The sequence below is a fragment of the Bacillus cereus group sp. BfR-BA-01356 genome, assembly GCF_022663635.1.
Classification (GTDB): Bacteria; Bacillota; Bacilli; order Bacillales; family Bacillaceae_G; genus Bacillus_A; species Bacillus_A cereus.
This window is the reverse complement of the sequence record NZ_JAKUFX010000101.1, coordinates 1-21362: the sequence shown is the minus strand read 5'-3', so window position 1 is coordinate 21362 and position 21362 is coordinate 1. Positions and strand designations below refer to the sequence as shown.

Here is a 21362-nt window from a genome sequence, read left to right as displayed (position 1 = left end):
TAAATGTTTCATCATATGTTCTTCTAATTTTCCCCATAAAAAAATCCCCCTTATAGTAGACAGGATATAAAGCTTTCTTTTTTCTGTCTACTATAGGGGGAGCATATCATAAAAGGGATACGGCTTTCTTTATAGGGAGATAAGGGATCAAAGAAATGATGAAGTCTTATCTCTTTTATATGAGTAAAGGGTCTAGAGTGAATGTTGTCCTTTTCATTATTTATTTAACTCCATTGCGACTTGTTTACCATTTACGAAAACCTCTACTACCGCTACTACAACTTCCATTACTTTTTCATCTCTCCTTATTTTTTGTTTCATTTCTTACTCTCAGTATAAGGAAATACAGTAATTACAACTATCGAATTGGATGACAAGAGACTTACATTGTTGTAAGGATAATAGTTTAGTTTGTAATAAAGTGAAACTGTAATCAGTGGGGGGCTTACTGCCCGTTAATGCGGGATTTCAATTCTGAACTTTCTGTCGTTTTGAACTATAATTAGAAAGAGGGGGGATAATATGAAAAGAATTCTTGTTATTAGTGATATTCATGGAGAGATAGAAAAGTTCGAACAGTTATTGGAAGAAGCTCAATATGATGCGAAACAGGATCAATTAATCTTACTGGGAGATTATGTAGATCGTGGTCCAAATGCGCGTGCTGTAATTGAAAAGGTAAGAGAATTGAAAAAAGAGGGAGCACTCATTTTAAAAGGAAATCATGAAGATATGATGATTAAGGCGTTAACGACAAATGAGGAACGTTCATGGAACCATTGGGTAAAAAGAAATGGTGGAGATAAGACATTATATAGCTATGGATTTGTAGAAGAAGATATTGCGGTTAATGAGAAAGACTTCCAAAAACCGATTTTACACTCTCGTGTATTAGAGGAACATATAAAGTTTATTCAAGAATTAGATCATTACATTGAAACAGAAGAGTATATATTTGTACATGCTGGGGTTGAACCGATGAAACGAGTTTCTGAATCTGAACCATATACATTAATGTGGATCCGTAATGAATTTCATAATGGATATAGCGGTGAAAAGGTTGTTGTATTTGGGCATACGGAAACAAAAACGCTTCATGGTAGTGAGGATTGCGGAGTGTATTTTGGTAGTAATCGTATTATTGGGATTGATGGCGGGGCTGTGTATGGCGGTCAGCTAAATTGTTTAGAGTTGCCGAGTAAAAAGGTATATGTAATAAAAAATTGAAAGAGATAAGAGGAATCTTATTTCTTTCAATTTTTTATTAAGCTAAATTTAAGACAAAGTTTTTATAATAAAACTTCAAAATTTTAGAAGGAAATAGTTAAAAATGAAATTACGTAATGTAACTACATTCTTTTGTTATAAAGAGAAGAAATGTAATAATAAATAGAATTGAATTATTTGATGGAAGGTGAGAGCATGCGTTTACTTGTAGTAGAAGATAATGCTTCGTTATTAGAGTCTATCGTACAAATTTTACGTGATGAATTTGAAGTAGATACGGCAATAAATGGAGAAGATGGATTGTTTTTAGCTCTTCAAAATATATATGATGCAATTTTGCTGGATGTGATGATGCCAGGGATGGACGGATTTGAAGTGATTCAAAAAATACGAGATGAAAAGATTGAAACACCAGTCCTGTTTTTGACAGCGAGAGATTCTTTAGAAGATCGGGTGAAGGGATTGGACTTTGGTGGAGATGACTATATTGTTAAGCCATTTCAGGCCCCTGAATTAAAAGCGAGAATTCGTGCTTTACTACGCAGAAGTGGTAGTTTAACAACGCAGCAAACAATTCGTTATAAAGGGATTGAATTGTTCGGAAAAGATAAAGACGTTCAAGTAGATGGACAAAGTATTAAGTTGACATTGAAACAATATGAGCTACTAGAGTATCTCATTCAAAATAGCGGGAAGATTTTAATGCGTGAACAAATTTTTGATCGTGTTTGGGGATTTGATTCAGATACTACAGTAGCGATTGTAGAAGTATATGTGCATCATTTGCGTAAAAAATTAGAACCATTCGGTTATCAGAAAGATATTCAAACCGTTCGAGGTATTGGATATATATTAAAAGAACAATGAAAAAAGGAAGTATGTTTCAAAAAACACGCATTCGTTTGACTATAGTGAACTCATTAGTATTTATTCTATTAATAGGTATATTAGGTAGTATTATTTATTCATACACATATAAGCGTATTTATAATGAAGTGGATCAATCTATAAAAATGATGGCTCAGTATAGAGAAAAATTAGATGTTAAAATACCACCAAGAAAACGCATGGAGAATATCCAAATTGGAGATCCGCGAGTAACTAGAATAACTTGGAATGGAAAAATAGTGAAAATAGAGGGCGATAACCGTAAATTCCGTTCTATTTTTGAAGAGAATTTGGAAAGTTTTTCTCCCGAAAAATTAGAGGAGTTACAAGATATTGAAATACAAGGACGATATTTTAGAGCATTTTCGCTTCAAAAAGATGGAGAAATAGTTCAAATCGTGCGAGATATAACAGCGGAAGAAGGAATGTTAAATACTTTATTTTTAATTCTCGTTATAGGTTGTAGCATAGGAAGCCTCTGTGCGATAGGTATTGGCTTTTTCCTAGCTGGTAGAGCACTTGTACCTATTCAAAGTTCATGGGAGAAACAGCAACAATTCGTTTCTGATGCATCACATGAACTCAGGACACCACTTGCAGTTATTCAATCAAAAACGGATGTTTTATTCCAGTCACCATCCGCTACGATAGAAGAAAAAGCGATGGATATTTCTACAATTTCAAAAGAATGTAGGCGGTTATCGAAACTCGTTAGTAATTTATTATTGCTAGCACGTTCTGATTCTAATCAAATTGAGATGGATAAGAAAACATTTGAACTTGATAAATTGTTAGAAGAAATAGTAGCTCCATATAAAGAGATTGCTTCTTATCAAGAAAAAGAAATGATGCTAAAAGTAGAACGTGGTGTATCTTTTATGGCTGATAGAGAGCGGATTCATCAAATGATGGTCATATTGTTAGATAATGCGATGAAGTATACAAACGAAGGTGGGCATATTCAAATTGATTGCACGCAAACGAGTAGTTCAATTCGCATACAGGTGAAAGATGACGGGATAGGAGTGAAAGAAGAAGATATTCCGAAATTATTTGATCGTTTTTATCAAGGGGATAAAGCAAGAAGTACGTCAGAAGGAGCTGGATTAGGTCTTTCAATCGCAAATTGGATTGTAGAAAAGCATTACGGAAAAATATCAGTAGAGAGCAAATGGGGAGATGGCACTTGTTTTGAAGTGATTTTCCCTAAAAACCAAAAAATATAAGTAAGAAGACGACCTTGTTTTTACAGGGTCGTCTTTTTTTAAGGTAAAGTTAAGAAACTATTTATATTATGTATGGCATAAAGAAAGTTCGTTACATGAAGAAGAGACTAGGTGTATGTGAGTGGGGGTTATCAATCATAATGTTATCTCAAGCAGCGATGAGATGTATGTATAGTATTAAAAAAACTAGGGGAATGATGGGAAAGAAAGTATAAGAGGGAGGAATTAATTTTGAAAAAGAAAATGATGGCGGTATTCACTATTGGAGTAATGAGTTTAAGTATATTAGGGGGTGCCTCTCCTTCTGAAACACAAAAAGGAAAGACAGATTACACGCAGCGCAGTAAAGAACAATTGAACAATGGTAAGATACATGCAGTGCATACAGAAGAAAAAGCAGAGAAACTAGGTATTGAAACGGAAGGAAAAGAACAAATTACACTAGAAAAAGAAATTCATGAAACAGAAGTAGGAAGGGAAGCAGAGCAGTTAGGCATATCGATTGAAGGAAAAGATGTTGGGACGCTGTCAGAAGAAATCTATGAAACAAAAGTAAAGCAAGAAGCGTTAAAGCTAGGTATATCTATAGAGAATACATCAATTGTAGATTTAATTACTCAAATTAATGCGATTAAAATTAAAGATGAAGCAGATAAATTAGGTATTTCGACAGATGGAAAAGAAATCGAAGACATCGCGGAAGAAATCTACGGAAAGAAAGTAAGAGAAGAAGCAGAAAAGCTAGACATTTCTCAAAAAGGAAAAGAAATTGAAGAGTTAGCACAAGAAGTGTACGAACAAAAAGTACAAGAAGAAGCAAAAAAACATCATATTGATTTGTATGGTAAAGATATATATCAAATATTAAGAGAAATTAATGAACAAAAGGTGCTACAAATGGCAGATGAGCTTAATATGGATAAAATGAATATGAATATTCAAGAGTTAGCGGAAAAGATAAAAAAAGATCAGCCTGAAAAAGGAAAAGAACTAAATTTTGTACCGATGGTACGAACGGATGCTGACGCATTTTATTCTTATTTAACGAATTAATAAGGGTGTGAAAGCGATAAGAAAATTGAAGTGGTATATATGTACAGCTTTACTAGGTGCAGCAATATGGAGTGTATATACAAATGGAATTCCAAAGTATGTAGAGAAGTTAACATTCTCAAATATACAAAGAGGAAAAGAAACGGAGTTTAGTAATAACGATGAAAAAGTCATCTTATCAAATGTTCCCTTAATTCAGCAGTTACCAGAATTGGATAGAGGCTGTGAAGTGACGAGTTTAGCGATGATGCTACAATACGCTGGTGTTTCAGTGGATAAGATGACATTAGCAAATGAAATAAAAAAAGTTGATTTTATAGACGATGGTGTGCGCGGGAATCCAAATGAAGGATTTGTAGGTAATATTTATACATTTTCTGAATCGGGATATGGTGTATATCATGGGCCACTTTTTCAGTTAGCGGAAAAATATTTACCTAATAAAGCTGTAGACTTAACAGGGAAGAATATAGAAGAAATTTATAAGAGTATAAAAGCAGGGCAACCTGTAGTCATGATCACAAATGCAACATTTGCACCATTAGATGCAGATGAATTTACTACATGGGAAACAAATAGTGGAGATGTTTCTATTACGTATAATGAACATTGTATTGTACTTATCGGGTATGATCAGGAATCTGTATATATTCGAGATCCACTTGAGGGTAGCTTAGATGTAAAAGTACCGAGAGAAACCTTTGAACAGGCATGGGCGCAAATGGGAAGTCAGGCAATTAGTTATGTAAAGAGCGTCAAATAAATTAGGACGAAGAGTTTTAGTAATATGACTGTAAGGCGAAGGATAAAGATTTGAGGATTATAAGAGAAGTTTTATAGAGTATAAGCTGTTAAGAAATAAGAGAACTTTAGCATATATAATGCTAAAGTTCTCTTATTTTTATGATTAAAATACGTATAAGGAGTGAATATGCAAAAATGCATAATTGACGAAAAAATTACATGTTATCATTATATATTGTTTTATATATGTTAATTGTATAAAATGACACAAGTATCCACATTACATAAAGGAGGCTTATTATGCAAAAAATATTTAACTGGGTTAAATGTATGAGTATCAAGAAAAAATTAATCATTTCATTTTTTCTAATTTTAACTATACCAGGACTTATTATCGGTGGTGTTTCATATCAAACTGCCAAAACAAATTTTGAACAACAAATCACAGGTAAAGCAAAGGAAAACATTTCGATTTTAAATACTGTTATTTCTCAAAATATAGAAGAGAAATTTGTTGATGCGACATACTTTGCAGACATCTTAACAGAGGATACATATCCAAACGGACAAGAAGAAATAGTAAGAACGAAGTTAGCGCAATATATAAAACTTCATCCAGAAGTAGAAGGTATTTATATTGGAACAGAGACGGGAAAGTTTATAAGAGAACCATTTATCCAAATGGCTGATGGGTATAATCCAACAGATAGATCTTGGTATAAAGAAGCACATGAAAATAAAGGGAAAGTAATTGTTACTGCACCATATCAATCAGCATCTACAAAAAATATGGTAGTGACAATTGCAAAAGAAGTAAAAGATGGTAAAGGTGTTATAGGAATTAATTTAAACTTAGATAACATCTTAAAAATTTCCAAAATGATTAACATTGGTGAAAAAGGTTATGCAGTTATTTTAGATCAAAATAAGCAAATTGTTAGTCATCCATCTAGAAAACCAGGTGCAAAAGTTACTGATCCTTGGATTAAACCAATTTATGAAGATAAACAAGGAAATGTGTCTTATACAGAACAAGATGATAAAAAGAATTTAATCTTTGCAACAAATGAGAAAACGGGCTGGAAAGTAGTTGGCGTTATGTTCGATGAAGAAATTACCCAAGCTGCCAGTCCAGTGTTTTATAAGACTTTGATTGTCATTGCTATCGCTATTGCATTTGGTAGTATATTAATTTATTTCATTACAAAGTCTATTACAAGGCCATTACGAAAAATAGCTGAATCGGCATATAAAATTAGTAAGGGAGATTTAACAGAGAAAATTACAATCCATTCCAAGGATGACATAGGGAAATTAGGGAATTCATTTAATGAAATGTCTACGTCTTTACAAGATGTTATTACCCAAATTAGCTTTTCAGCAGAACATGTTGCAGCATCGGCAGAAGAGTTAACAGCGAGCGTACAGCAAGCAAATGATGCGACAGATCAAATTACAATTGCAATGGAACAAGTATCAGGTGGGGCTGAATCACAAAGTCAAGGTGTTGAAGAAGGTGCGGCTACATTGCAACAAGTAAATACAGCAATTCAAGATGTAACTGGAAGCGCAGAGTCAATTTCTATTTCCTCATTACATGCGCGAGAAAGAGCTGAAGAGGGAGAAGATTTAGTTGAACAAACTGCAACACAAATGCAGTCTATTTCTAGGTCGGTATCCGAGTCAGATGCTATTATTAAACTTCTTGATGAGAAATCAAAGCAAGTAGGAGCTATTTCTGAAGCAATTCAAAACATCGCAACTCAAACAAACTTATTAGCTTTAAATGCGGCTATTGAAGCAGCAAGAGCAGGTGAACAGGGACGAGGATTTGCTATTGTAGCAGATGAGGTTAGAAAATTAGCAGAGCAATCAGGAGAGTCATCTGGAGAGATTGCAAATTTAATTGCAGAAATTAAGGCGGATATTGAACATACTGTTAAGGCGATGGATAATGTGAATGGAGAAGTTCAACAGGGCCTTGATGTTGTAACAAAAACGAAAGTAAGTTTTATGGAAATTTTAAGTTCTACTACACATATTGTTTCTCAAGTTAATCAAATGGTAGAAACAACGAAGAGAATTGCTGGAGATGCAAATGAAGTGACAAATGCTATTGATGAAATTGCAGCTGCTGCAGAAGAAAATACAGCTAGTATGCAAAGTGTTGCAGCTTCAACAGAAGAACAGGTTAATTCCATGGAGGAAATTAGTTCAGCTTCGCAAAACTTAGCTGAGATGGCAGAAGAACTACAAGCGATGACTAGTAAATTTAAAGTATAATAACAGCAGATAAGTAAGGTGAAAATAATATCACCTTACTTATTTTTCTATTCAGCAATTAGGGGAGTCATTAACGGGATGAAAAAAAGAAGAAGACTATGGAATTTATGGAAAACGATTACATTGTTAGTTTGTACAGTTGTAATTTTTTCTTTACTTGTGACAGATATATTAATTAGTCATAATGTAGAACGGACGACGGAGGATAGCCAAGCAGAGAAGGCAAAAACAATTGCACACATTGTGGCGAATGATTCGATTGTAATCGATGGTTTGGTTGGGAAAGCAGATACCTCTGCAATCCAAACGTATACAAATAGAATATTACAAAACACAGGTGTTCAGTTTATTGTAGTTATGGACATGAATGGAATAAGAAAGTCACATCCAAATCCTCAAAAAATAGGGCATCATTTTATTGGGGGAGATGAAGGGCCTGCATTGAAAGGAAAAGAACATGTATCGTTAGCAGAAGGAACTTTAGGTATTTCCATGCGAGTGTTTGTACCAATATTTTCTGAAACAGGTGAACAACTTGGAGCTGTGGCTGTTGGTATTTCAGCAGATAATGTAAAAGAGAGAGTTAAGGAAAGTAGACATATCATTTATATTGGTGTCGGAGTTGGTGTATTAGTCGGAATTATAGGAGCAATATTGCTAGCTAGACATATAAAGAAAAGTTTATTCGGTCTTGAGCCGCACAGGATAGCAAAAATTCTTGAAGAAAGAAATACGATGCTACAATCTGTAAAGGAAGGTATTATTGCTGTAGATAAAGAGGCTAGAGTAACATTAATTAATAATGAAGCGAAACGTCTATTTAAAAAAAGCGGACTTGAAGAAGATTTTATCGGTAAAGATGTTGAGTTGTATATGCCAAATTCACGTATAAAAGAAGTATTGCAAACGGGAGAAGTACAATTAAACGAAGAACAAAATATTTATGGAATTACGATTGTGACGAATCGAGTTCCTTTATATGTAAAAGGAGAAATAGTTGGTGCAATTGCAACATTTCGTGATAAAACAGAGATTAGAAAACTAGCAGAGGAACTAACTGGTATTAGACTATATGCAGAAGCATTACGGGCACAATCTCATGAGTTTATGAATAAGATGCATGTCGTATTAGGGCTTACACATATGAAGCAGTATGAAGAATTACAGAAGTATATAAGCGGCATGGTATCAGAGCATCAATATGAAATTGGTGGAGTTATGAAAAGAATAAAAAGTCCAGTATTTGCTGGTTTTTTACTAGGTAAGCTCAGCTATGCTAGAGAGAAAAATATAAAATTAATTATAAGTGAAGATTCTTATATGCCGGAAATAGATGATGAAAGTATTACTCATGAACTTATTACGATTGTCGGAAATTTAATTGATAATGCATTAGAGGCAGTTACGAATTGTGAAAAGAAGCGAGTTGAAGTTAAGATACAACATGGGGATATACTAACTATTACAGTACAAGATACGGGAAAAGGTATACAAGAAAAAGAAATAGAGGAATTATTTACGAAAGGTTATTCCACAAAGGGAGATAACCGCGGTTATGGTTTGTATCTTGTAAAAGAAAGTATACAGCGAATAAATGGGGAAATTCATATGCATTCATTAGTAGGTAAGGGAACAACGATAACAATTGAAATACCTAAAGGTAGGGATGAGAGGCAAATATGATTAAAGTTTTAATTGTAGAAGATGACCCGATGGTAGCAATGTTAAATACGCATTATTTAGAGCAAGTAGGAGGGTTTGAGCTTGTTCAAGCAGTTAACTCAGTAAAGTCGGCGATAGAAATATTAGAGAAATCACGAGTAGATTTAGTATTACTTGATATTTTTATGCCTGAAGAGACTGGTTTTGAGCTTTTAATGTATATCCGGAACCAAGAAAAAGAAATCGATATTATAATGATTTCAGCTGTACATGATATGGGAAGTATTAAAAAAGCATTACAATATGGCGTAGTAGATTATTTAATTAAACCATTTACATTTGAACGATTTAAAGAGGCATTAACTATATATCGAGAAAAACTTACTTTTATGAAAGAACAACAAAAAATTAGTCAATCGGAATTAGATTCGTTAATTTTACAAAAAGAAAAAAGGGCGCCTACTGTCACGAAAGAGCTTCCGAAAGGGTTAACGAAGCAAACATTGCAATTAATTTGGCAGAAGATCGAGTCGTTGAATGGAAGGGTGTTTACAACAGATGAAATGGCACAATTAGTTGGAATTTCAAGAGTTTCTATTCGAAAATATGTAATGTTTTTGACTGACATTGGGGTGTTAGAAAACGAAATGATGTACCAACATGTGGGAAGACCTGTAAGTAAATTAAGATGTGTTGATCAAAAGAAAATAGAGTTTTACGTATAAGCGACTTAGTATAAGTCGCTTATACTTTTTTTAATTACAAAATCAATTACAAAACTTACAAAAACTATTTTTACTATTGAAAGCGTTTTAATATTGTTATTAAGAAAACGAGGGGGTGCCATATGGGAATTCAAAAGAATGTGGAAGCGGTATCATTTTCTGAAGGAAATGAAGTACAAAGAGAATCTTTCGCTTCTAAAATTATGAATGTAAAAATCGGTGTTATACCTTTACCGTTATATGTAGTATTGGCTGCTATTATTTATGGGGCATCTGTATATAATAAATTGCCAGCAGATATGATTGGTGGATTTGCAGTTATTATGATCATGGGGATTTTCTTAGGCGATATTGGGATGAGAATTCCAATTTTAAAAAATATCGGCGGTCCAGCAATACTTTCGTTATTTATTCCATCATTACTTGTATTTTTTAACTGGATGAATCCAGCTTCAATGGAAGCTGCGACTATGTTAATGAAAAAATCGAACTTTTTATATTTATATATTTCTTGTTTAGTAGTCGGAAGTATTTTAGGAATGAACCGTAAAGTGTTAGTACAAGGTTTCGTTCGCATGTTTATTCCTTTAGTAGTAGGGACGTTAGCTTCTGTAGCAGTAGGGTTATTGGTCGGTTCATTATTTGGATTTGAAATGAAGCACACATTCTTCTTTATCATCGTACCAATTGTGAGTGGTGGTATCGGGGAAGGGATTTTACCATTGTCGCTAGCTTATAGTGATATTTTAAATGAATCGTCAGCAACGTTTGTATCACAGCTTATTCCAGCAGCTATTATTGGAAATATGTTCGCAATTGTAAGTGCAGGGTATATGAAGCGTTTAGGTGAGAAGAAACCGGAGCTTAGTGGTAACGGTGTACTAGTGAAAACAGACAATCAAGCAGAATTATTAAAAGAACAAAATACAGAGAAGCCAATTGACTTCTCATTAATGGGAGCAGGTTTATTAATTGCGTGTACGTTCTTCATCTTCGGAGGATTTGCTTCTAAGTTCATCGGTATTCCTGGGGCAATCATTATGATTTTCTCAGCAGCACTTGTGAAATACTTTAAATTAATGCCAGCAAAAATGGAGCAAGGAGCATTCCATTTATATAAATTTATTTCGAAGAATTTAACTTGGCCTTTAATGGTTGGATTAGGATTGCTATATATTCCGTTAAAAGACGTAGCAGCAGTTCTTTCAGTAGGATATGTTGTTGTGTGCGCATCGGTTGTTCTTACAATGGTAGCATCAGGTTTTCTTGTAGGGAAAGTGATGAAAATGTATCCAGTTGAATCGGCGATTGTAACTGGATGTCATAGCGGTTTAGGCGGAACTGGAGATGTTGCTATTTTATCGGCTTCAAATCGTATGGAATTAATGCCGTTCGCGCAAATTTCAACTCGTTTAGGCGGGGCGGCAATGGTTGTAACGGCGACAATATTATTAAAAATGTTTTCATGATCAAACAAGCTAGCTATATTCATATAGCTAGCTTGTCAAATTAAGGGGAGATTATAAGTATGTTAGAAAATCAAATTAATGAAAGATCATTGTTATTGCATAAAGAATTAGTAGGGAAAATTGAAATTACAAGTAAAGTGGAGGTAAATTCAGCGGATGATTTAAGCCTGACGTATACACCAGGTGTAGCGGAGTCGTGTAAAGCAATTGCGGCAGATGAAGAAACAGTGTATGACTATACAGCACGTGGCAATATGGTGGCAGTTGTTTCAGATGGAACAGCGGTACTCGGTTTAGGAAACATTGGACCGAAAGCGGCTATGCCTGTTATGGAAGGAAAAAGTATTTTGTTTAAGAAGTTTGCGAATGTAGATGCTTTCCCATTATGTTTAGGCACAACGGATGTAGATGAAATCGTTACCCTTGTAAAAAATTTAGAGCCTACATTTGCAGGGATTAATTTAGAAGATATTGCAGCACCGCGTTGTTTTGAAATTGAAAAACGATTAAAAGAAGAAACGAATATTCCTGTATTCCATGATGATCAACATGGAACAGCTATTGTCGTTTTAGCAGCTGTTATTAATGCATTAAAAGTTGTTAGCAAACAAATGGATAATGTGAAAATCGTTATTAACGGTGCGGGTTCGGCAGGAATTGCAATTGGAAAATTATTATTAAAGGCTGGTGCAAAGCACATTACGTTAGTTAGCCTAGAAGGTATTGTTTGTGAAGGTGAAACATGGATGAACGAAGCACAAATTGAAGTTTCAAAAAAGACAAATCGTGAACATGTGCGTGGAACGTTAAAAGAAGCGATTCAACAAGCTGATATTTTTATTGGCGTATCTGCTCCTAACGTATTAACGAAAGAACTTGTACAGACGATGAATGAGAAAGCAATTGTGTTTGCAATGGCGAATCCAATTCCAGAAATCTTCCCTGAGGATGCATTAGAGGCTGGTGCAGCTGTAGTAGGAACTGGGCGCTCGGATTATGCGAATCAAGTAAATAATGTATTGGCGTTTCCCGGAATATTCCGCGGTGCGTTAGATGTGCGCGCAACTGATATTACAGAAGAGATGAAATTAGCGGCAGCATATGGGATCGCTAACATCATTACTGATGAAGAACGTAATGCGAATTATGTAATCCCGAATCCATTAGATAAAAGAGTTGTTCCAAGTGTTGCAGAAGCAGTAGCGAAAGCAGCTATTGATTCAGGCGTGGCACAAATTACGAAAATACCACGTTATTAATAGCGAAAAGCAGTGCCTAAAAGGCACTGCTTTTTTGAGATAAGAAATCAAAATAATGAAGAAGTGTAGAATTATTTATGTTTCTTCACTATTTATTTAATTCCATTGCAACTTGTTTACCATTCACTAAAACCTCAGTTACTGCTACGATCACTTCCATCATTTTTTTCATCTCTCATCTCTCCTCGTTTCATTTCTTACTTTAAGTATAAGAGAAGAGAGATAATTCAACTATCGAAGTACATGACGTAGAAATTACATTGTTGTAAGAAAGTGGCTTATTTTTGTCACTTTACTCAGCGGTGATTACAAACTGATCATAATATTTTTCATTCACATATATATTTAATAACCATAATCCAGATGAAGGTAGTGACATAGTGAGAGGGAGTTCGTTTGTAGTAGAATCGATTGTATTTGAAGTAGTCCAAGTTTGTTTGGAAGTTTCTTTTTGAAAGAGTACTTGTGTCGGAGTTACAGATCCTTGTTTTAGCGCAATAATAGACAATTTTCCAGTTGGTATTTCAGAATCTAGAAAGTGCCACATTATTTCATTTTGTTCATTTGCGATAATAGGACTATCAGCCATTGCGACTTTACCTTCGATGCCTTTTAAAGGCATTTTTCCTTCTACGAAAGAAGGTGTTTCTTCCCAATTTACATCTTTTAAAACACTAAGGTGAAAGAAGGAAGGTGCGTTCACTTGAGTGGATGACGTTGCTATTACGTCTTTTTTTTGTTCTTTTGAATCCGGTTGCGTTTGTGTGCATCCAGTGATGAGGAAGGAGAGAAGTAGCATAGTTCCGATTTTTTTCATGGTGCCACACTCCTAGTTTTTATTGTTAGTGTAATTGTATTTGCTAGAAGGCGGGACAATTCCTTTAAAGTATAAAAAGAGGTCGTAAGTTTTGTACGACCTCTTTTGACATTTTTATCCCATAAAAGCCCGATTGGTGTAGGTTAATAATTAGTGGGAGATAGTCCCCACTAATTAAAGTTTCATTTTATATTTGTTCCGTTGTATAGGTTGGTTCGGTTTCTTTTTGAGGCATCGTCAAAAAAATAACGGACAGAACGATACATACGCCGCCTAATAATTGATATGTTCCAAAAGATTCATTTAGCCAAGTGATTGAAACGATGGCAGCTACAAGGGGTTCAATGCTAGATAAAATGCTTGTTTCTGTTGCTGCTAAATATTTAAGACTACCGATATATAGAAGGAAAGAAAGGGTACCACTAATAATGATAAGAATAAGCATAGAAAAAGTTTTTAGTGTAAGGGTTTGTGAAAATTGATTCCACCCGAATGAACGATTATAAATAAGTAGTGCAATTCCTCCGATTAACATCCCCCAACCAATTACTACAGTTGTCCCGCATTCTTTAATGAGAGAAGCCGGATGAAGGGTATAAAATGCAAATCCGATTGCTGTTAATAGTCCAAAAATAATAGCTTCTTTGGATAAAACAATATTTTCAATTGAGCCATTTGTAATAATAAAGTATGTTCCTATTAGCGCGGCTATAATTGCGAATAGTTGCATGGAAGCAGGGAATTTTCTTTGTTCAAATGCAACATACATGGTAATAAGAACAGGACCTAGAAATTGAAATAGCGTTGCTGTGACTGCATTACTAATATGAACCGTTTCGATAAAGGCGTATTGCGCACCGAGCATGCCGAGAATAGAAAAAATAATAAGTTGTATAGAATATCTAGGGTGTTTCCAAATTTGAAATATGTTTTGTTTCTTTATAAGTAAGAAAGACAAAATAAATATTCCTGCAAGCAACAATCGAATTGTTAAAAAATCAATTGAGGATACATTAGTATGCTGAAATAGCCACTGAATCATTGGACCAGATAATCCCCATAATGTAGCCCCTGTAATAATCATAATAAGTCCGATACGTCTACCATTGTTCATTATCATGTTTCTCCTCTCCGGTATTTGATTTTTTATGTGTGACATGATAAAAGGAATTATATATAAAATCTGGTACTGTAAAAAGTATCAGATTTTAGTTTTATTAAGGGGTCAGATATTATGTTAGAATTAACGCCTAATTTAAATATGAATAGTAAAAAGGCATTGTATGTGCAATTGTATGAGTATATAAAAAAAGAGATTAAAGATGGATCGATTGTCCCTTTTACGAAATTACCGGCTAAGCGAAAGTTAGCGATACATTTACAAGTAAGTAAAAATACAGTAGAGGCAGCGTACGAACAATTACTTGCAGAAGGTTATATTGAGTCGATATCGAGAAAAGGCTATTTTGTATGCAAAATTGAGCAAATGGCTCATGTAGAGGATAGCGGAGATAGAATAGAAGAAGTACCGTTTCAGGAGAAGAGTTATAAATTTGATTTTACACAAACAGGAATTGATACAAATGCTTTTCCATTCAATATGTATCGGAAAATTGTAAATGAAATATGGCAGCCGCATAATAACGAACTTCTCTTTCTAGGACACCCTCAAGGAGAAGCGAGCTTAAGAGAAGAGATTACGAATTATTTGTATGAATCTAGAGGTGTACGTTGTTCAGCTAGTCAAATTGTATTAGGAGCGGGAACACAAATATTAGTGAAACTATTGTTTAAATTGTTAAAGGGAAGCAATTATGCAGTTGAAAACCCAGGGTATCATAGAAAGATGGTTGTTTTTGAACAGGGAGAAGCAAGAGTCCAAATGTTATCTTTAGATAGAGATGGAATTTGTATTGCAGATTTAGAAAATAGCAATGCGAATGTTGTATTTGTTACACCTTCCCATCAGTTTCCATATGGAATGATTATGCCTATTACGAGAAGGATGCAGCTTTTACAATGGGCAAAGAAAGAAGAGAGCAGGTATATTATTGAAGATGATTACGATAGTGAATTTCGCTATTCTGGAAAGCCTATACCGGCGCTGCAAGGGTTAGATACAGAGGGGAAAGTTATTTATATGGGGACGCTATCTAAAGCATTATTGCCATCGCTACGGATGAGCTATATGGTGTTGCCGAAGAAATTAATTAAAAAGTATCAACAGCAATATTTATTTTATACACAAAGTGTTTCAAGAATGGACCAAGAAGTGATTAGAAGATTTTTAAATGAAGGCTATTGGGAAAAACATATTCATAAAATGCGTGTCGTCTACCGAAAGAAGAGAGATCGACTTGTTTTTGAAATAGAGAAGTATTTCTCTAATCGTGTTGAAGTGATAGGAGAAGATTCGGGATTACACATTTTATTAAAAGTGCATAATGGAATGCGGGAAGAAGAATTAATTCAAGAAGCTGCGAAACATAGTATCAAAATATATCCTGTGTCTACGTACTATAAAGACGGTACGGCGCCTGAGAATGTAGTTTTACTTGGGTTTGCGATATTATCAGAGGGCGAGATTGCGAAAGCGATTCAATTATTACACACGGCATGGTTTACAAGAAAGTAAAAAACATCCTCCAAACATGAGGATGTTTTTTATTATTTATTTTCATCTAAGAATAAGACCATATGCTCTTCATCCCAATATTGTCCGTTATATTTTAATGAACGTTCTTGTACACCGAATGTTTTAAAACCTAATGATTCATAAAGTTTTTTCGCTCCATCGTTGCCAACAACAACATCAAGCATAACTTGTTCTACTTCTAAAGATTTAGCAAGCTCAAGACATTCTTTAATAAGTGCTTTTCCTGCTCCAAGTCCGCGTGCTTTTGGAGATACATATACAGAACCGATTTTAGCTTTATGTTCTTGTTTTACATATGGTTTCGTTTCCAGTGTTGCAACCCCGATTAATTTTCCATCTTTAAATGCACCTAGCGTATAGTTTTCGTCTTGTGCTAATTTTTGTGCTTTATATTCAATTGCACACTCTTTATTAATAATATCTTCATAAGAAGAGCTGAATGCTTCAGGGTTTTGCTTTAATCCTTCTACGCGAAGTTCTAAGTAAATTTCTGCTTCGTCTTTTGTTAATACATGGATATCCAATTATATCACCCTCCAAATCTTTGCAAATGTACCTTTATTTTATATTGAAATAAGAATAATTTCAAAAGCTTAGCTTATATGAGCTGTTGTTATGAACAAAATAACACCAGTAGTGTTTACTACTACTGGTGTTTTCACACGCATATTATTCAAAAGGTAGCTCGATTATAAAGTTTGTTCCCGCTCCTAATTGGCTTGTTACTAGAATAGAACCATTATGCAATTCTACAATTTCTTTTGCAACAGCTAGCCCGATGCCTTTTCCGCCTGTAGCTCGTGTTCTGGATTTATCAACACGATAAAAACGGTCAAAAATATGCGGGATATCTTCTTCAGGAATACCTTCACCTTCATCTTGTACACTTATTGTAAAAGAATCTGTTTCCATGAGTACACGTATCGTAATGGATGTGTTTTCTGGCGAATGTTGATAAGCGTTGTGTAATAAATTTAACATAACTTGTTCCATACGTCTTTCGTCTATGCAAACTTCTAAATCATCTTTGCAATATACATGAAGTTGCATTTGCTTATTTGTTAATGTTGTTTTTGTTTTTTCAACCATTCGTTCTAAAAATGGCTGAAGAAGCACTTTTTGTTTTTTTATAACAAATTGGTGTTGTTCTAATTGTACAAGCATAAATAAATCTTGGACGAGATCGGTTACACTATCCGTTTCATCCTCAATAATTTGTAAGTATTCTTCTCGCTCCTCTTTTGTTAAAGAGTCTCTCTTTGCTACCTTCGCATAACCTTTCATATAGGTCAATGGAGTTAATAGTTCATGAGCGACACTAGCGAGAAATTCATTGCGCTCTTTTTTCATATACGTAAGTTCACTCGATAAATCTTCAATTGTTTTTGCTAAACTTCCGAGTTCATCATTTCGTTTAATACCTAATTGAATTGGCTTGTTTAATTTTGACATTTTTTCTGTCGCTCTCTTCATTTTTACAAGTGGTTCTGTAATAACGCGTGAAAAAACAAAGACAGAAATTGTTGTTAAAATAATTGTTAAAACGCTAATGATAAGAAATTGGTTCATGAGTTTAAGTAACATATTTTCTAGGAAAGATGTTTTTAATAACATATATAGCTTTCCTTGAAACTTTGTTGTGTTAAGTGGGCTTACTGTTGTGATGAACTTTGATTTTTTCCAGTTCCTTTCAACGACCAATCCGCCGTCTGGGACAGTTTCTGTTTTACAAGTAAGTTGTTTTTGCATATCTTTTGTTACGGGTTCTGAGGTGGAAATAATTTTGCCGTTATGGTCAGTAATAATGATAGCTATATCGGAGTTAGAAATTGATTCCGATTCAACTAAGTGTGCAGCCTCATTCGTAATATCGAACTCAGGGTACACAGGACGTTTAGGATTTTTATTATGTTCAGCGTGTTTCATTTCTTTATAATATTCATCCCGTCTCTCGCGGCTTTTAATTTTTTTACTATAGCGATTACCTTTCTCTAAAAGAGCATCTGTTTCCTCTACAATACGCATTTTTGAAAGACTTTTATAAAAAGATACGAAGGCAATTGTTTCAATACATAAAGCTAATATTAAAAAGTATGTCCCAATTTTAAGGGAAAGTTTACTCATTTTTTCACCATACCTTATTCATAATAAAGAGTCAGTGGTATACGATTTCCCACTGACCGAAGTAATTATTCACTTTTCCATTTATATCCGACTTTATAGACCGTTTCTAGGTAATCTTCAATAGGAAATCCTTTTTTGCGTAGTTTATCACGGATATTACGAATGTGTGAATCAATTGTTCTATATTCGATATCTGTTTCATAGCCCCAAATTTTTTCGATTAAATCATCTCGGCTATAAGCACGGTTTGTATTTTGTAAAAATAGTCCGAGTAACGAAAATTCGATAGGAGTTAATGAGATTTTTTCATCATAAACTGTGACAGTATGTTTCGTTTTATCCCACTCAATACCATTGAAACTAACAAAGCCATCTTTTTTTGTACGGCGTAATATAGCCTCGATTCGTGCGACTAATACATGCTCATCAAATGGTTTTGTAATATAATCATCTGCGCCCATCGTGAGGCCTTTCACCATATCGTAGTTTTGGTTGCGAGCTGTTAACATAATGATAGGAACGTTGGAAATTTGCCGAATTTGATAGCAAGTATCCCATCCATCCATACTTGGCATCATAACATCTAATAAAATAATATCGAATTCTTTTTGTTCGATTAATTTTAGTGCTTCAAGGCCAGAGGTAGCTTTCATACAAAAATAGCCGCGAGGGCTTAAGAACAGATCTAATAATCGTAACATACGTTCTTCATCGTCTACTAATAAAATTTTTACCATAATCTTGTGCACCCCAAACTGTTCATTCTACTTGTATAGTTTACATGAAAATAATAAAAAACTCTTTTTATGTGATTGAATGGAGGGCTGATTTTTTCGCTCAGAGTAATTGACATAAAAAATGCACTAGTTTTGCACAACTATTTTTTATAATAGAAAACGTAGCGACACAAAATACCCTATGTTGCGACATAACGTCATGTCATTTTATTTATAAAATGACAATTCCATTCTATTGTGTATGTGAGATAGAGAGGGTTTTCGTATTCACCTCGCATCGGATAAGAAAAATTTCCTATCTCACACTTTTTTTAAAAGGAGATCATACACATGAATTCAAAAGAAGAAATTTCAAAAAAAGAAAAGCAAGATCGTAATACGGTTGTCATGTGCGTTGCCGTATCTATGGTTATTATTATAAGTTGCGTAAATAAAATTTTGGGGATTTTATAATATAAAAAAAGCTGATTGCTTCTTAAGAAGCAATCAGCTTTTTTCATTGTTAGGGGGAGTGTTCATATAATAAACCAAGGTAAAATTGCTAATCCAGAAGTTACAATTGCTGTAGTAAATATTAAAAGCATAGCTCGTTTGTTTTGTTTCATGTCACATTCTCCTCTACATATCAAGTACATGCGATCAGCGTGGGATGTAGTTCCTCACTGAGTAAAGTTTCACTTTATATTTTTAGTATAATGAATGGAAAGGTTTGGTACGATCGATAAAGGTGACATGAAGATTACATTGTTGTAATGAAAAAAACATCTTTCTTATTAAGAAAGATGTTTTTGGAAAACTCCCCCACTGAGTAAAGTTTCACCTTATATTGAAGTATTAATCATTTAAGAACAGAACCATATGTTCCTCGTCCCAATATTGACCGTTATGTTTTAATGAACGCTCTTGTACGCCGTAAGTTTGGAAACCTAATGACTCATATAATTTTTTTGCTGCATCGTTACCAACTACAACATCGAGCATAAGTTGTTCTACATGTAATTTATCGGCATTTTCAATAATTGCTTTAATTAGAGCTCGTCCTGCTCCGAGACCACGTGCTTTTGGGGAAACAAAAACGGAGCCAATTTTTGCTTTATGTTCTTGTTTAATGAAAGGCTTTGTTTCTAAAGTAGCGATACCAATTAAATCGTTATCTTTGAAGACCCCTAGAGTATACTTATCCGGATTGCTTAATCGTTTTGCCATAGCAGCTACAGGATCCTCATGTTTAAGAACATCTTCATAAGAAGAGCTAAAAGCTTCCGGGTTCTTCGTTAAACCTTCCATACAAACTTTTAAATATATTTCTGCGTCCTCTGTCGTTAATAAGCGAATTTCCATCGTTGTAACCTCCTTGGTCGATTTTAAATAAAATAAATCCATTGCTTTTATAAGAATGTGTATGCGTTTTGTTAGAAGTCTCTTTTAATTTGTAAAAGAATGAAAAGATATATGCTACAATGTTTTGTTTTAATTATGTAATGAAATTATATATTAACTTTATTAACTATTCAAGTGTTTAATATGTTACATTTTTATAACTAAAATAACTCCTCGATTGAGGAGTTATTTTTTAAACATTGGATTGATAGCCATCAATTCGTTTTGGATGTGTGTAAATATTACAAGAGTCATTTCTAATAAACCCTACGACTGTAATGCCTAAATCATGGGCAAGTTGCAATGCTAGTTTTGTTGGGGCAGATTTAGATAGAACAATTTCACATCCGATTTTTGAAACTTTGAGTAAAATTTCAGATGAAATACGTCCGCTAAATGCGATAATTTTTCCTTTAACAGATATATCATTGCGTAAACAATGACCGTATATTTTGTCTAATGCATTATGTCTTCCGATATCCATTCTTGATAGAAGGATATTATTTCGATCACATAGCGCGGTATTGTGAACACCACCAGTTTGGCGAAAGGTAGTGGAAGATTGTTGTAAAGTATTCATTAAGTAAAAACATTCTTCAGGAGTAATTTTTACGTGTATATCATGTAAGTCTTTTGCTTTTGCTGCGTCGTTTACGAAAATAAAACCTTGTCTACCTTTTCCGCAGCAAGAAGTGACGTATCGTTTATTATATAAAGTTTGATAGAGCGGATTCACTTTTGATGATTTTACATGGACAATTCCGTTATCTTTTTGAACCCATAGTTCTTCAACATCGTTATAGGAAGAAATAATCCCCTCAGAAATTAAAAAACCAATTACCATATCTTCAATATAATTTGGTGTGCATACGACTGTTACATATTCTTCACCATTCAATTTAATAGTAATAGGAGATTCTGTAACAATCTCATCCAGTTGTTTTGAAAATGTACCAGATTGATAACGTACAATTGTATAAGTCTCTTGCGTAGGCCCCATATTTAATTCCCCTCGTATATTAATATTTAAGCCCTATCTCAGGCTTAGTTTTACTCTCTAATAAGAGTCCAGTAATAAAGAAAATACTTGGACGTCTCAAGATATTTCTAGA

General features: G+C 34.1%; 19 protein-coding genes and 1 pseudogene. 13 read left to right on the top strand and 7 right to left on the bottom strand.

Going from position 1 to position 21362, the window contains the following annotated elements:
* Positions 1-522: 522 nt before the first annotated feature.
* From MR168_RS24915 to MR168_RS24870, 11 genes and pseudogenes are all read left to right on the top strand, one after another.
* Positions 523-1227 (top strand): metallophosphoesterase family protein, encoded by a 705-nt coding sequence (locus MR168_RS24915; protein WP_000821975.1) that lies wholly within the window; start codon positions 523-525, stop codon positions 1225-1227.
* 195 nt (positions 1228-1422) lie between these two features.
* The gene (locus MR168_RS24910; RefSeq protein WP_001238623.1) at positions 1423-2094 is read left to right on the top strand and encodes a response regulator transcription factor; all 672 of its coding nucleotides are present in this window, start codon (positions 1423-1425) and stop codon (positions 2092-2094) included.
* Positions 2091-3341, top strand: coding sequence for a sensor histidine kinase (locus tag MR168_RS24905; RefSeq protein ID WP_000715832.1), 1251 nt, complete (start codon positions 2091-2093; stop codon positions 3339-3341). The genes MR168_RS24910 and MR168_RS24905 overlap by 4 nt, the downstream gene beginning before the upstream one ends.
* A gap of 231 nt (positions 3342-3572) precedes the next feature.
* Complete coding sequence (locus tag MR168_RS24900) at positions 3573-4394, top strand: transporter (RefSeq protein ID WP_086411572.1); 822 nt, start codon at positions 3573-3575, stop codon at positions 4392-4394.
* Between the two features lie 7 nt (positions 4395-4401).
* The gene (locus MR168_RS24895; protein ID WP_002023225.1) at positions 4402-5157 is read left to right on the top strand and encodes a C39 family peptidase; all 756 of its coding nucleotides are present in this window, start codon (positions 4402-4404) and stop codon (positions 5155-5157) included.
* A 281-nt stretch (positions 5158-5438) separates the two neighbouring features.
* Positions 5439-6482, top strand: a pseudogene (locus MR168_RS33965) (HAMP domain-containing protein); the annotation flags it as partial.
* On the top strand, positions 6474-7421 hold the full coding sequence (locus tag MR168_RS33960; protein WP_444551298.1) for a methyl-accepting chemotaxis protein: 948 nt from the start codon (positions 6474-6476) through the stop codon (positions 7419-7421). The pseudogene MR168_RS33965 and the gene MR168_RS33960, both read left to right, overlap by 9 nt.
* 78 nt (positions 7422-7499) lie before the next feature.
* A complete protein-coding gene (locus tag MR168_RS24885) occupies positions 7500-9104 on the top strand; it encodes a sensor histidine kinase (RefSeq protein ID WP_000747345.1) in 1605 nt (534 codons plus the stop codon).
* Positions 9101-9808 (top strand): response regulator, encoded by a 708-nt coding sequence (locus MR168_RS24880; RefSeq protein WP_000598664.1) that lies wholly within the window; start codon positions 9101-9103, stop codon positions 9806-9808. Before MR168_RS24885 ends, MR168_RS24880 begins: the two co-directional genes overlap by 4 nt.
* 122 nt (positions 9809-9930) lie before the next feature.
* Positions 9931-11277: a 2-hydroxycarboxylate transporter family protein gene (locus MR168_RS24875; protein WP_000512722.1), complete on the top strand. Its 1347-nt coding sequence runs from the start codon at positions 9931-9933 to the stop codon at positions 11275-11277.
* A 59-nt stretch (positions 11278-11336) separates the two neighbouring features.
* Positions 11337-12536 carry an NAD(P)-dependent malic enzyme gene (locus MR168_RS24870; protein ID WP_016121819.1) on the top strand — a complete coding sequence of 400 codons (1200 nt, stop codon included), beginning with the start codon at positions 11337-11339 and terminating at the stop codon, positions 12534-12536.
* 292 nt (positions 12537-12828) lie between these two features.
* On the opposite strand, the gene MR168_RS24865 is transcribed toward MR168_RS24870, so the two are convergent.
* Together MR168_RS24865 and MR168_RS24860 are read right to left on the bottom strand one after the other, a co-directional pair.
* Positions 12829-13353, bottom strand: a complete 525-nt coding sequence (locus tag MR168_RS24865) for a DUF4871 domain-containing protein (protein ID WP_000719692.1) — start codon at positions 13351-13353, stop codon at positions 12829-12831.
* A gap of 187 nt (positions 13354-13540) precedes the next feature.
* On the bottom strand, positions 13541-14467 hold the full coding sequence (locus tag MR168_RS24860; RefSeq protein WP_001059054.1) for a DMT family transporter: 927 nt from the start codon (positions 14465-14467) through the stop codon (positions 13541-13543).
* A gap of 120 nt (positions 14468-14587) precedes the next feature.
* On the opposite strand from MR168_RS24860, the gene pdxR reads away from it, so the two are divergent.
* Positions 14588-15988: a MocR-like pyridoxine biosynthesis transcription factor PdxR gene (gene pdxR / locus MR168_RS24855; protein WP_086411570.1), complete on the top strand. Its 1401-nt coding sequence runs from the start codon at positions 14588-14590 to the stop codon at positions 15986-15988.
* Positions 15989-16020: 32 nt separating this feature from the next.
* Here the strand turns inward: pdxR and MR168_RS24850 are convergent, their stop codons facing one another.
* The 3 genes from MR168_RS24850 to MR168_RS24840 form a co-directional block, all read right to left on the bottom strand.
* On the bottom strand, positions 16021-16533 hold the full coding sequence (locus tag MR168_RS24850) for a GNAT family N-acetyltransferase (RefSeq protein WP_000351212.1): 513 nt from the start codon (positions 16531-16533) through the stop codon (positions 16021-16023).
* A gap of 145 nt (positions 16534-16678) precedes the next feature.
* Complete coding sequence (locus MR168_RS24845) at positions 16679-18133, bottom strand: HAMP domain-containing sensor histidine kinase (RefSeq protein ID WP_000041024.1); 1455 nt, start codon at positions 18131-18133, stop codon at positions 16679-16681.
* Between the two features lie 65 nt (positions 18134-18198).
* A complete protein-coding gene (locus MR168_RS24840; RefSeq protein ID WP_000238957.1) occupies positions 18199-18870 on the bottom strand; it encodes a response regulator transcription factor in 672 nt (223 codons plus the stop codon).
* Positions 18871-19200: 330 nt separating this feature from the next.
* Between MR168_RS24840 and MR168_RS33445 the strand changes: the two genes are divergently transcribed.
* A complete protein-coding gene (locus MR168_RS33445; RefSeq protein ID WP_001085006.1) occupies positions 19201-19323 on the top strand; it encodes a hypothetical protein in 123 nt (40 codons plus the stop codon).
* A 381-nt stretch (positions 19324-19704) separates the two neighbouring features.
* Here the strand turns inward: MR168_RS33445 and MR168_RS24835 are convergent, their stop codons facing one another.
* Both MR168_RS24835 and fdhD read right to left on the bottom strand, forming a co-directional pair.
* A complete protein-coding gene (locus MR168_RS24835) occupies positions 19705-20211 on the bottom strand; it encodes a GNAT family N-acetyltransferase (protein ID WP_000405875.1) in 507 nt (168 codons plus the stop codon).
* A 232-nt stretch (positions 20212-20443) separates the two neighbouring features.
* Entirely contained in the window at positions 20444-21250 is an 807-nt protein-coding gene (fdhD, locus tag MR168_RS24830) for a formate dehydrogenase accessory sulfurtransferase FdhD (RefSeq protein ID WP_000529241.1), read from the bottom strand.
* Positions 21251-21362 lie beyond the last annotated feature (112 nt).

What these genes read in the sequence shown, in the direction of transcription:
- MR168_RS24915 (WP_000821975.1), top strand. Translation starts at nt 523, where the DNA reads ATGAAAAGAATTCTTGTTATTAGTGATATTCATGGAGAGATAGAAAAG.
- MR168_RS24910 (WP_001238623.1), top strand. Translation starts at nt 1,423, where the DNA reads ATGCGTTTACTTGTAGTAGAAGATAATGCTTCGTTATTAGAGTCTATC.
- MR168_RS24905 (WP_000715832.1), top strand. Translation starts at nt 2,091, where the DNA reads ATGAAAAAAGGAAGTATGTTTCAAAAAACACGCATTCGTTTGACTATA.
- MR168_RS33960 (WP_444551298.1), top strand. Translation starts at nt 6,474, where the DNA reads ATGTCTACGTCTTTACAAGATGTTATTACCCAAATTAGCTTTTCAGCA.
- MR168_RS24885 (WP_000747345.1), top strand. Translation starts at nt 7,500, where the DNA reads ATGAAAAAAAGAAGAAGACTATGGAATTTATGGAAAACGATTACATTG.
- MR168_RS24880 (WP_000598664.1), top strand. Translation starts at nt 9,101, where the DNA reads ATGATTAAAGTTTTAATTGTAGAAGATGACCCGATGGTAGCAATGTTA.
- MR168_RS24875 (WP_000512722.1), top strand. Translation starts at nt 9,931, where the DNA reads ATGGGAATTCAAAAGAATGTGGAAGCGGTATCATTTTCTGAAGGAAAT.
- MR168_RS24870 (WP_016121819.1), top strand. Translation starts at nt 11,337, where the DNA reads ATGTTAGAAAATCAAATTAATGAAAGATCATTGTTATTGCATAAAGAA.
- MR168_RS24865 (WP_000719692.1), bottom strand. Translation starts at nt 13,353, where the DNA reads ATGAAAAAAATCGGAACTATGCTACTTCTCTCCTTCCTCATCACTGGA.
- MR168_RS24860 (WP_001059054.1), bottom strand. Translation starts at nt 14,467, where the DNA reads ATGAACAATGGTAGACGTATCGGACTTATTATGATTATTACAGGGGCT.
- pdxR (WP_086411570.1), top strand. Translation starts at nt 14,588, where the DNA reads ATGTTAGAATTAACGCCTAATTTAAATATGAATAGTAAAAAGGCATTG.
- MR168_RS24845 (WP_000041024.1), bottom strand. Translation starts at nt 18,133, where the DNA reads ATGAGTAAACTTTCCCTTAAAATTGGGACATACTTTTTAATATTAGCT.
- MR168_RS24840 (WP_000238957.1), bottom strand. Translation starts at nt 18,870, where the DNA reads ATGGTAAAAATTTTATTAGTAGACGATGAAGAACGTATGTTACGATTA.
- MR168_RS33445 (WP_001085006.1), top strand. Translation starts at nt 19,201, where the DNA reads ATGAATTCAAAAGAAGAAATTTCAAAAAAAGAAAAGCAAGATCGTAAT.
- MR168_RS24835 (WP_000405875.1), bottom strand. Translation starts at nt 20,211, where the DNA reads ATGGAAATTCGCTTATTAACGACAGAGGACGCAGAAATATATTTAAAA.
- fdhD (WP_000529241.1), bottom strand. Translation starts at nt 21,250, where the DNA reads ATGGGGCCTACGCAAGAGACTTATACAATTGTACGTTATCAATCTGGT.